We start from the raw sequence: 9,558 nt of genomic DNA on the forward strand, positions 1-9,558 counted from the left end.
TGATCCCGTTGAATTGGATTATGTTTAGAAAGCATATTAATCACCTCAAGCATTGTATTACTTCTATTTTAAATCAAAAAAGACTCCCGACAAGTACGATTTTCATCGAGTTTGTCGACAGTCTGAGCCCAGTTGAGAACTGGGCTGTTTTTTATGCACTATGACTTATTTTCTGTCCTTTTTTCTGCATCCCTGCAGCAAAAATGAGGACGACAATGGTTGCAGATATTAAGGATCCATGGAAAACCCATACCATTTTAGCCAATGATAAAACTTCCAGTATAATTGGCGCGGCAACAAATCCTAGGGCAAAGCCCAATGATTTTAAAAGCATTGCTTATTCCCTCCTTCCAGCCTGGCTCAGAGGATTGCCACTTCATTCTCACCAAAACAAGTGCCGAAATGACGTAGGTTGCGGCATCAAGGATTAAAAGTGACCTCATAGCCAAGGAAATCAGTGATGATTCCAGCACCGATAAAACCAAGCACCAGACTGACAGACGTTAGTCTTGATATCAATGCATTTGTCTCCAGCACTTTATCCTGCCCAAAAATATGCGGAATTTCTGCGCTGTAGCTTACCGCAAAAAAGCTGGAGGTCAAACCAATAAAGAAGCAGACAATGAGAATCATGATGGGATTTGGAAATGGAATTAAGCATAGAATGATAACGGCCCTGAAAACATCCGTCCAAATCATAATTTTCCGCCTGTCATACCGGTCGGCGAGAACGCCTGAGAAAAGGCTGGATAACACGCCGCCGAGTGTCCTGAAGGCCATTGTGGCAGCAAGCCAGGCAGAACTTCCGATGGCCACATACATTAGCACATTAATGGCAATCAAGTCCATGAAAGTACCGAGATCAGAAAAAGCTTTTACATGCAGAAGAATTTTGCGGTTCATGTGTGTCTCCCTGGTTTTCAAAGATAGTTTTATTTAAAAGATTTTGAATTTAATTAGAAATGCGAAATTTCAGGTTAATGTTAAAAAAATACGCTGTAGAAATAGTAGATTGCAAAAATTTTTAAGTGATAATGGAAGGGGACTGTCGATGGCTGCTCAAGTTATAAAAACAGACAGATTAATTCTAAGAAAAATGAGAAGAACTGATTTGCCCTATTTGATGGAAATCTTTTCTGACCCGGAGGCCATGAGATTTTATCGCTCCACAAAAACAAAAGAGGAGGCTGAAGATTGGATCAGCTGGACACTGCGTAATTATCGCACATATGGTGTCGGCCTTTGGATTGCAGAAGAGAAAACTTCAGGCAGGTTTTTAGGGCAGTGCGGAATTACCCCGCAGGATACGGGCGGAGTTACGGAAATGGAGATCGGCTACTTATTTGCAAGGCGTGAATGGGGAAAAGGCTACGCCACTGAAGCGGCATTAGCCTGTAAAGAGTACGGGTTTACCAGTTTAAACTACAGAAAGCTGGTTTCTATTATTAATGTCCAAAATCTTGCATCTATCCGTGTTGCAGAGAAAGCAGGAATGAGAAAGGAAAAAACAATACATAGAGCGGGAAAGAAGATGTATGTATACTCGGTTTTCAAAGGTTAAAACATGTTTTTATAATGTTCATTAAACACCTTGAAAAGTCTTTCATCTCCACCGCGGTCAGGATGGAGGGCTTTTAATAACTTTTTGAATTCTTTTCTGACAACTTGCTGATCCTCATCAGGCTTCAGGTCCAAAAGCTTCGCAGGCTTAATTTCTTCTTCGGCAATCAGTTTTTGTGCCTGAATCATTTTCTTCAATGATTTCACTTTTGATTCCTCTATTTGGACCCGTGTATTGAGGATTTCGATTTGCCCTTTCAGGTCTTTAACCTGAAGCAGGACTCCTTCAAGCTTTTGGCGATACAGCACTTCTTTTTCACGGATGATGAAATCAGCGAGATCCTTCATCTTTATTGAGTAGCTGACTTGTCTCCTCGCGCTGCGTTCCGCTTTTATTTTTCCTTCTTCGATCCAGCGCTCAACGTCCTCGTTATTCGTCTTTATTCCAGATTTATGCAATTGTGCTACAGCATCAGTTATGTTCACTTTACTTGCTCGCTCTCTATAAAATCTATATAGCAGTTAAAATAATCATATCACTGATCACTTTCAGAAATATAACAGGGTGATGACATAGTATTAAAGTTTATTTACATGATTGTTTCTGCTAAATGCAAAAGAATCACCCATGTATAGGTGATTCTTTTACTGAACTCTACTTTATCGGACGCTCAAGCGTCAGGATTTCATCCTCCATTGATGCATATTGCTGTTCCACCACATGCTTTACATCAGCAATTGCTGCATTGTAGAAATGCGGCGCCAAAGACTCCTTAACAAAATCCAGTACTCTTTCTGCAGCGAACTCAGAAAGATCTTCATCTCTCTCCTCTGAAAAGTAAATCTGGATATCCTCTATCATCTTTTGCTGTTGCTCTTTTGTAATTTTAATAAACACACCATGCCTTCCTTTCGGGTTGGGATACATGCTACTATACACGGAAAGTTCATAAAATGGGAGCGTGAGTTTTTGACTGTTATGCCTCATCCCCGTAGACATCAAATAAAGAGCTGTAGTAATCTTTTACATGAGTGTTCCTAATTGCCTTCTTTTTTGGATAGAGGGAAATAGGAATAGATGCCAAGGCAAGAATTGAGCTGCATATTAAAACAAGAAAAAAAATCCCTGATAGAATGAACATGAAGGAAACCTCCTTTAGTTGTTAAGAAAAGCTTAATTTATGAAACGCATTTCATAGCAAGAAAAAACGTAAAAAAAACAGGTGGGTTTATGGCAAATATTAAAGATATCGCTAAAAGGGCAGGAGTGTCGGTTACAAGTGTGTCGAGGGTGCTCAATAATCATCCCTATGTGAGGGAGGATAAGCGGGAAGCGGTCCTGCAGGCGATGGAGGAATTCAATTATCAGCGGAATATAAATGCTGTTCATTTGAGCAAGGGGGAGACCCTTCTAATTGGAGTGGTTGTTCCTTTTACCAATCATCCTTATTTCGGTCTGCTGTTAGAAGGGATTGCCAATGAAGCCATGAAAAACAACTATAAACTGGTACTTTTTCAGACCAATTACGAGGAAAAGAGGGAAATCGAGGCTCTCAAAATGCTGCAGCATAAGCAAATTGATTCCTTAATCATTTGTTCAAGAATCTGCGCTTGGGAGGTCATTAGCCAGTTTACTGAGTATGGTCCCATTGTCCTGTGTGAAGATGCAAGGAATCAGAATGTATCTTCAACCTTTATCGACCATTACATGACGTTCACTAATGCTTTAGAGTATTTACATAATAAAGGGCATCGGAAAATTGGGTATTGCATTGGAAGAAGAGCCGGCGCCAACAGCAGGCAGCGCGGAAAGGCCTACGCAGATTTTGTTAGGCGGATTGGAGAGTCTAATAGTGAGGACTATGTTTTTTATGAATGTCTGAATTTTGAGCATGGCGAAGAAGTGGTTCAGCGGTTATTGAAAATGGATCATCCTCCAACAGCCCTGCTGGTAACTAGTGATTTTGCTGCTGCCGGAATTGTCACATCCTGCAGGGAAAAAGGAATTCGAATCCCTGTCGATCTCGCTATTATGGGATTTGATAACCAGCCGATTGCCAAAATCATGCACATCACCACACTTGAAATCCCGCTGGTCGAAATGGGAAAAAAGCTGCTGCTTCAAGCGATTGATAGGGAAAGCAATTCTCACCAGGAGATATCGGTGAAGCTGATTGAACGGGAGACTGTATAGGGTGGCAGGCTCTGGTGTTGGAAGAGGAGTGGCTTGGACATGGAAAGCGGAAAATGGAGTGTTTGTGACAGAACCTGGATCACCTTCGGACACAGAAAGCGGAAAAGGTGGTTAGTGACAGAACATGGCCCTCCTTCGGACACAAAAAGCAGAAAATGGAGTGTTTGTGACAGAACGTGGCCCACCTTCGGACACAGAAAGCATAAATCACGGTGTTTGAGTCAGAACCCAGCCCCAATTATACAGCAAAAGAAAGCTACGACAGAATAATTATCCCTCCCCTCGCCAATACTAACAAAAAAATCTGGGGCTGATATTATATGGGGTTCGTACTTTTAATTTTTTTGGCCTGGCTGGTTATAATGTTCTTTACTTCAATGAATAAGAAGCTGACGTTTATTGAAAATACCTTTGTTTATTTAGCAGCAATGGTCATTCATATTAATTATACGTGGATTGTTTATGAAGAATTGAATATGGCGGATATTTCTCAGCAAATCTTAAACAATTCCGCCTTTTTAATACATAGAAGCATAACGCTTCCAATCACATTAGCGATCACATTAAATTTAGTAAGGACATCGCCTTCGCTGGGTTCAAAGTTGATTAAAGTGGCGGTTTCCGTTGCAGTTCTTGCTTCAGAAGTATTGATTGCCAAGCATTTTGAAATTGTGGAATTTAAGAACTGGAATATTGTTTATGAAATCATCTATTTATTCCTCCTGCATTTAGTGGTTCAATTTTTACTGAAGTATTTTGGACAGCTTAAAACAAGAGGGGTGAATGAAGCATGAAATTGTGGAAGGAATTTGGCGACAACGAGCTTTATCTTTTGCTTATGATTGCTGCTGCCTACCTTGTTTACTATCTCCTTATCAGAAGGCCTGACAGGCTGGCGAAGCAGATTAGAGTGCTGAGTTTGCTATGGGGCATGGCCATCGGGATACTTTATGATTTCACAATAGGCGGAGGCAGAACCGATTTTTATAAGGTTAATGATTTAAACAATTATGAAGTAACAGATATTTTTTACTATTTCTTATTCGCCCCATTTGGCTATTTCTTTTTTTACCTTTATGAAAAACTGAACATCAGCAAAAATACATTCATTATTTATGTATTGGGCTGGGCATTATTTGGTGTTTTTTTTCAATGGATATTAACGGCAGCAGATATTATTACCCTGCAAAAAGAGTATAAGCTCTTTCATTCTTTCCCCATATTTTTGCTGACTCAGACACTGACAGGCGTTTATATTCAGGTGCTCAAATCAAAGGAATCACTTACTGCAGCTGAATAGGCAGCTATGTTTTCATGAAACTTTTTCTGCTTCCAAACGTATGACTTATTAAAAGAAGCGGAAAGGAAAATGAATATGAAAGCAGCAACATGTCCAAAGTGCGGATCAAATGAGCTGGGAAAAGGGAAGCATTCAGGCCATGGGGTCATGCTTCCTGTGGATAAGATGAGTCTCGGTTCTGATATTGAATACTTTATATGCACCAGCTGTGGTTTCATCATCGAAGGGTATGTTAAAAAGCCTGAGAAGTTTAAAAAAAGAATGTAGGAGCATCATGAAAAAATTTAAGTTAAAGAATCATTTTAAAGGATTAAAAAAGGGTACGCACTGTTACTTGATTGCCGAATCAGAATTTATTGGCATTAAAGAATATGTACTGCGGACAAAGGATTTATCGTACCGGATCTCCATAAATGAGACCGAGCTGAAGAGGAATTTTATTTTCATACCTAAAGAGTAAAAAAGAATGCTCAGAGCATTTCGCCCGGAGCATTCTTAACCATTTTGTCACCAAACATCCCCGCGTTCTTTCTTTAGAGACTTCATTTTTTCAACCCATTCGTCTACTCTCTGTTTAATTTCAGCACTTTCCGTTTCAGCTGTATTCCGGTTTTTTTCATGAAGCTTCATATACAGATCCTTCATTTGGCTGCTGCGGTCATAGCCCCATTCACGTAGTTCGGATCGCTGCTCATCCGTAATCCAGCCGTTATCTCCCATAATGGTGACGGCATCCAGGATTCGATTTGCTTCACGCCTCCCGACTGTAAATAATTGGAGGGGATAAACTTCACCGATTTTATACTCATCTATCATCTCCCATGGGCTGGGTGCCATTGTAAAAGCCCATGCGAGATTGCCGGCAGACGGAAGCCACTCATATTGAATGGTGTCTTTCAGATCGTCGGGATTGTCTGCTTTAAAATACTCCCCGTTGCCGGCTTCGGCTACTGCTTTTAATTGATCTTCAGTCTTGCCGTCTACATCAAACCCAATGATATTTACAGTATTGCTGCTGTTGCTTTTCACAAGGTTTTTGCTTGCCAGGACGGGGTCGCCGTCACATGTTTCGGCACCGTCGCTGACAATGTAGATCGTGGTGGAGCCGTCATAGCCACCGCTCATTTCTGCTGCTTTTTGAATGGCGCCGGCAAGGGGCGTCCAACCTTTGCTTTCAAATGAATCAACAGCTTCGTGAAATTCCTTCTTGGAATATTTGCTCATCGGATAAATTTCCTCCACACCAGAGCAGGAAATTTTTTTATCCCCGTCTGCCTCTGAGCCTTTATGACCGTATACCACAAGCGATACATCACTGCTTTGGCCAATAGTCTGGGCGAAACTCTTAACTGCACTTTTGGCAATATCCATTTTCATTTTACCGTCTGCCTGCTGCAGCATGCTTGAACTGGCATCCAGGAGAATAATCGCCTGTTCTGTTGCCTTTTTTTCTTCTTCTGCTGGTTCTGACTTGGTGGGATCCGGAAGGTAAGGTTCTTCAAAATTCGGCTGGTAGGCATTGGACTTTTCAATGATGTCCTTATAATATGGACTCGCCAGCAGGGAAATTAGCCCTTTTTTAATAGAGTCTGTATCTTTGGCTTCCTTCGTCAGTACTTCCAGTTTCGGAGTCATCTCCCGTAATAGTTCAGGATCCGTTACCGGTGAAACATCAATGGGTTCAATGTCTTTTTCGTATGTAAGGTCATTCATTAATGTTCCAGGCGGCAAATTTAACAAGGTTTCTTCAGAGACCTCTAAACTAATATTCTTGGACTCTGCTAAAATGCTTTCATGCTTTTCTTCCTTCTTTTGCTCTTCTTTAACAGGTGAATCAGCAGCTGTTTTCTCTTTATCATTACTGCAGGCGGAAAGAATCAATCCGGCAGACAGCAGCCATAGACCATATTGTTTCACAGAAATTCTCCTCTTTGTTTAATGTTTACTAGTTATAGAGTGTAACATGGATAAAGCTGTAATTTCCAGAAGATAGGATTTTTTTCAGCAATTTGGTATAGTTGAAGGTAGTTATCATGTAGAGGAGGCAGTCCCTTGGAAAAAGCATTTCCGATTCTTGAAACAGAAAGATTAATTTTAAGAGAGGCAACTGAAGAAGATGCAAAAGATATGTTTGTATACCTGTCAGATCAGCTGGTTGTGAAGCATATGGGAATCTCAGCCTGTGAAACGCCCGAAGAGGTGCTTGGAGAAATAGAATGGTATAAATCCATTTATAAAAATGGCACAGGCATTCGCTGGGGCATCACCTTAAAGGATTCAGGGAAAGTCATAGGGAGCTGTGGTTTCCTGAACAGGAATCCGAAACATTACCGAAGTGAAGTCGGATATGAACTTAGCAGGGAGCAGTGGGGAAAAGGTATAGCGAATGAAGCCCTTGAGAGAGTATTGAAATTCGGATTTGAACACCTTGGGCTTGAAAGGGTAGAAGCCTTGATCGAGCCAAAAAACCTCTCATCGCAGAAGCTGGTTGAAAGGCAAGGCTTTACGCGAGAAGGACTGCTTAGACATTATGAATATACCAATGGAAAATTTGATGATTTGTATATGTACTCCATTTTAAAAGGGGATTTATAGATCGATACATACCAGGAGGATATTTTAATGAACTACAATGGCCGTACCTTTGTTTCTATGCAAAATACAGATAATGGTGAAGTCTCATCAAAAACCTTATTTCATTATAAACAGGAAGGGAATATCATTTCTGCTGCTTATGGCGGGGGAGAGATCATTCAGGGGACGCTGATTGGTATTGTCAATGAAGACGGATGTTTGGAATTTAGATATAACCATGTGAATAACAAAAATCAGCTGCGCGGCGGAAAATGCCTATCCACTCCTGAAATATTAGCGGACGGCCGCATCAGGCTGCATGAAAAATGGCAGTGGCAGGATGCTGAAGGAACCGAAGGCCATTCGATTATCGAGGAAGTAAAAGAGTAAGGGTGCCAGCCGGAGGGAACTATCCCTCCGCATACAGCTCCATGCTCTGCCGGCACGATGCCCCTGATTTTCCATGGCCATCTAGCCACAGATTCTTTCATTAGCAATTGCAGATCATCAATACATTGCCATCCAGGTCCTGAAAATTGAAATAAGCAAAATCTCCAATACGTTCAATTTTTCTCACAATCGTGGCACCCTGATTTTTAACAAAGGCGTAGGCCTCATCGATATCCTGTGCAAAGAAATTAAATAAAACATGACCGGAGGGAGTCCATTTGAAGGATGGATCAAAGGTGTGGTCATCCAGTGTAAGTCCGGTTTTAGAGGTGACCGGAATGTTGTATACCGGCGATTCCACATCATCCATATTAAATGGCAGTCCAAGGAGATTGCTATACCATTCAGCCGATTTTTTCAGGTCCTTCACATGAATAAACACATTGTTCACTTTGCCTGCGATCGGGGAAGCAATTGAATTCATCAACTCACCGCTTTCGTTGTATTTATTTTACATATTCTCCATATAGTGGGGAATCCCTTTTTTGGCTGCCTGGGTGCAGCCATTTTTTGTTAATTAAAAACATCTGAATGGAGCAATATAGATAGTAGCAGGAAAATAAGATTGCAGAGGTGGTAATTTGGAGGCATTTCCAATCATTCATACGAACTTCTGGGATGCCATTATTGCAGTGCCATTAGTGGTCCTGCTGACCCAGCTGGGCAAGGTGCTCTTTAAAATTCCGAAGCCGTATGTTCCAGGGATGGCTAATCTTCTTGGACTCATCATATCGGTATTCTTTGCACACAGGAATAATCTGTGGGCTGGCATTTTTATGGGCTTTTTTTATGGAAATGCTGCAGCAGGAGTGTTTTCTTCCTTAAAGACACAAATACTTGCCTTTCGGGAGACTGGTGAAGGAGGAAATAAGAATTGATCTATTTCTATCATGATTTTTGGGGAACTCATAGGCAAAGGGAAAGAACATCTTAAATTCTTATGCGGGTTGATGTCCAAACTGGAAGCTCAGAAGCGGTGCTATGCCACAATTCGCCAATCCTTTGATTGCTCGAATCCTGTCTATGGTATAACTATTATAAGTGGTTATAAAGGCTAAAATGCGACAGAGATGTCTGATTTTGACGTTAAAATGTGCCATTGGATAGGCACTTTTTAACGATTTTCCAACAAATTGTACAAGACATCTGTAAACGCTTTCATTTATAATTGAAGTATCAGATAGGAAAGGGGGATGCGTTCAGGTGGAACTTTTAATGGAGCAATGTGAACATGACCAGCAGGAAGGACCTTGTGAAGAGTGTGCCCCCAATATAGAAGGGGAAGAGAATTTCGATACCTTTGATTATGACTATCATAAGAGACTGTGGTTCTAAAGAAAGACGCTTGGGAAGATGAACTGTGCCCCGATTTACGGACAGTTTAAAAAGCGCCTATGCGGCTAGTAAATGACCCCGGTATTGCACCGGGGTCATTTTATTTAAGCCCCATTGATAACGATGCTGGTTATATTCCTCGATC

At 41.1% G+C, this 9,558-nt stretch carries 17 protein-coding genes; 9 read left to right on the forward strand and 8 right to left on the reverse strand.

The window, feature by feature from the left end:
- Positions 1-151: 151 nt before the first annotated feature.
- Positions 152-334: a hypothetical protein gene (locus tag M3205_RS24310; protein ID WP_251172230.1), complete on the reverse strand. Its 183-nt coding sequence runs from the start codon at positions 332-334 to the stop codon at positions 152-154.
- An 86-nt stretch (positions 335-420) separates the two neighbouring features.
- On the reverse strand, positions 421-903 hold the full coding sequence (locus M3205_RS24315) for an MFS transporter (protein WP_251172231.1): 483 nt from the start codon (positions 901-903) through the stop codon (positions 421-423).
- 148 nt (positions 904-1,051) lie between these two features.
- Here M3205_RS24315 and M3205_RS24320 point away from each other — a divergent pair, with 148 nt between their 5' ends.
- Complete coding sequence (locus tag M3205_RS24320; protein ID WP_251172232.1) at positions 1,052-1,561, forward strand: GNAT family N-acetyltransferase; 510 nt, start codon at positions 1,052-1,054, stop codon at positions 1,559-1,561.
- Here the strand turns inward: M3205_RS24320 and M3205_RS24325 are convergent.
- The 3 genes from M3205_RS24325 to M3205_RS24335 form a co-directional block, all read right to left on the reverse strand.
- On the reverse strand, positions 1,558-2,046 hold the full coding sequence (locus tag M3205_RS24325; RefSeq protein WP_251172233.1) for a J domain-containing protein: 489 nt from the start codon (positions 2,044-2,046) through the stop codon (positions 1,558-1,560). The two genes, M3205_RS24320 and M3205_RS24325, sit on opposite strands and share 4 nt — an antisense overlap.
- A 169-nt stretch (positions 2,047-2,215) precedes the next feature.
- On the reverse strand, positions 2,216-2,458 hold the full coding sequence (locus M3205_RS24330; RefSeq protein WP_095245245.1) for a DUF2164 domain-containing protein: 243 nt from the start codon (positions 2,456-2,458) through the stop codon (positions 2,216-2,218).
- Between the two features lie 79 nt (positions 2,459-2,537).
- Positions 2,538-2,702, reverse strand: coding sequence for a hypothetical protein (locus M3205_RS24335; RefSeq protein WP_251172234.1), 165 nt, complete (start codon positions 2,700-2,702; stop codon positions 2,538-2,540).
- 89 nt (positions 2,703-2,791) lie between these two features.
- On the opposite strand from M3205_RS24335, the gene M3205_RS24340 reads away from it, so the two are divergent.
- The 5 genes from M3205_RS24340 (at position 2,792) to M3205_RS24360 (ending at position 5,514) form a co-directional block, all read left to right on the forward strand.
- Positions 2,792-3,754, forward strand: a complete 963-nt coding sequence (locus M3205_RS24340) for a LacI family DNA-binding transcriptional regulator (RefSeq protein WP_251172235.1) — start codon at positions 2,792-2,794, stop codon at positions 3,752-3,754.
- 377 nt (positions 3,755-4,131) lie between these two features.
- On the forward strand, positions 4,132-4,548 hold the full coding sequence (locus tag M3205_RS24345; RefSeq protein ID WP_251172236.1) for a hypothetical protein: 417 nt from the start codon (positions 4,132-4,134) through the stop codon (positions 4,546-4,548).
- Positions 4,545-5,054, forward strand: coding sequence for a hypothetical protein (locus M3205_RS24350; RefSeq protein WP_251172237.1), 510 nt, complete (start codon positions 4,545-4,547; stop codon positions 5,052-5,054). Before M3205_RS24345 ends, M3205_RS24350 begins: the two co-directional genes overlap by 4 nt.
- Positions 5,055-5,123: 69 nt before the next feature.
- A complete protein-coding gene (locus tag M3205_RS24355; protein ID WP_251172238.1) occupies positions 5,124-5,321 on the forward strand; it encodes a transcription initiation factor TFIIIB in 198 nt (65 codons plus the stop codon).
- 7 nt (positions 5,322-5,328) lie between these two features.
- On the forward strand, positions 5,329-5,514 hold the full coding sequence (locus tag M3205_RS24360) for a hypothetical protein (protein ID WP_251172239.1): 186 nt from the start codon (positions 5,329-5,331) through the stop codon (positions 5,512-5,514).
- Positions 5,515-5,561: 47 nt separating this feature from the next.
- Here M3205_RS24360 and M3205_RS24365 read toward each other — a convergent pair whose 3' ends face one another.
- A complete protein-coding gene (locus M3205_RS24365; RefSeq protein WP_251172240.1) occupies positions 5,562-6,971 on the reverse strand; it encodes a vWA domain-containing protein in 1,410 nt (469 codons plus the stop codon).
- Between the two features lie 135 nt (positions 6,972-7,106).
- On the opposite strand from M3205_RS24365, the gene M3205_RS24370 reads away from it, so the two are divergent.
- Together M3205_RS24370 and M3205_RS24375 are read left to right on the forward strand one after the other, a co-directional pair.
- The gene (locus tag M3205_RS24370; protein ID WP_251172241.1) at positions 7,107-7,649 is read left to right on the forward strand and encodes a GNAT family N-acetyltransferase; all 543 of its coding nucleotides are present in this window, start codon (positions 7,107-7,109) and stop codon (positions 7,647-7,649) included.
- A 27-nt stretch (positions 7,650-7,676) separates the two neighbouring features.
- Positions 7,677-8,018 (forward strand): n-acetylglutamate synthase, encoded by a 342-nt coding sequence (locus tag M3205_RS24375; RefSeq protein WP_251172242.1) that lies wholly within the window; start codon positions 7,677-7,679, stop codon positions 8,016-8,018.
- A 100-nt stretch (positions 8,019-8,118) separates the two neighbouring features.
- On the opposite strand, the gene M3205_RS24380 is transcribed toward M3205_RS24375, so the two are convergent.
- Positions 8,119-8,502, reverse strand: a complete 384-nt coding sequence (locus M3205_RS24380) for a VOC family protein (RefSeq protein ID WP_251172243.1) — start codon at positions 8,500-8,502, stop codon at positions 8,119-8,121.
- 157 nt (positions 8,503-8,659) lie between these two features.
- Between M3205_RS24380 and M3205_RS24385 the strand changes: the two genes are divergently transcribed.
- Entirely contained in the window at positions 8,660-8,956 is a 297-nt protein-coding gene (locus tag M3205_RS24385; protein WP_251172244.1) for a hypothetical protein, read from the forward strand.
- Between the two features lie 514 nt (positions 8,957-9,470).
- Here the strand turns inward: M3205_RS24385 and M3205_RS26000 are convergent.
- On the reverse strand, positions 9,471-9,557 hold the full coding sequence (locus M3205_RS26000; protein ID WP_396105258.1) for an IS3 family transposase: 87 nt from the start codon (positions 9,555-9,557) through the stop codon (positions 9,471-9,473).
- Position 9,558 lies beyond the last annotated feature (1 nt).

This window comes from Cytobacillus firmus (assembly GCF_023715565.1).
In the GTDB taxonomy this organism is placed as follows: Bacteria; Bacillota; Bacilli; order Bacillales; family Cytobacillaceae; genus Cytobacillus; species Cytobacillus firmus_C.

What these genes read in the sequence shown, in the direction of transcription:
- M3205_RS24335 (WP_251172234.1), bottom strand. Translation starts at nt 2,702, where the DNA reads ATGTTCATTCTATCAGGGATTTTTTTTCTTGTTTTAATATGCAGCTCA.
- M3205_RS24345 (WP_251172236.1), top strand. Translation starts at nt 4,132, where the DNA reads ATGAATAAGAAGCTGACGTTTATTGAAAATACCTTTGTTTATTTAGCA.
- M3205_RS24340 (WP_251172235.1), top strand. Translation starts at nt 2,792, where the DNA reads ATGGCAAATATTAAAGATATCGCTAAAAGGGCAGGAGTGTCGGTTACA.
- M3205_RS24320 (WP_251172232.1), top strand. Translation starts at nt 1,052, where the DNA reads ATGGCTGCTCAAGTTATAAAAACAGACAGATTAATTCTAAGAAAAATG.
- M3205_RS24350 (WP_251172237.1), top strand. Translation starts at nt 4,545, where the DNA reads ATGAAATTGTGGAAGGAATTTGGCGACAACGAGCTTTATCTTTTGCTT.
- M3205_RS24380 (WP_251172243.1), bottom strand. Translation starts at nt 8,502, where the DNA reads ATGAATTCAATTGCTTCCCCGATCGCAGGCAAAGTGAACAATGTGTTT.
- M3205_RS24310 (WP_251172230.1), bottom strand. Translation starts at nt 334, where the DNA reads ATGCTTTTAAAATCATTGGGCTTTGCCCTAGGATTTGTTGCCGCGCCA.
- M3205_RS24360 (WP_251172239.1), top strand. Translation starts at nt 5,329, where the DNA reads ATGAAAAAATTTAAGTTAAAGAATCATTTTAAAGGATTAAAAAAGGGT.
- M3205_RS24355 (WP_251172238.1), top strand. Translation starts at nt 5,124, where the DNA reads ATGAATATGAAAGCAGCAACATGTCCAAAGTGCGGATCAAATGAGCTG.
- M3205_RS24375 (WP_251172242.1), top strand. Translation starts at nt 7,677, where the DNA reads ATGAACTACAATGGCCGTACCTTTGTTTCTATGCAAAATACAGATAAT.
- M3205_RS24315 (WP_251172231.1), bottom strand. Translation starts at nt 903, where the DNA reads ATGAACCGCAAAATTCTTCTGCATGTAAAAGCTTTTTCTGATCTCGGT.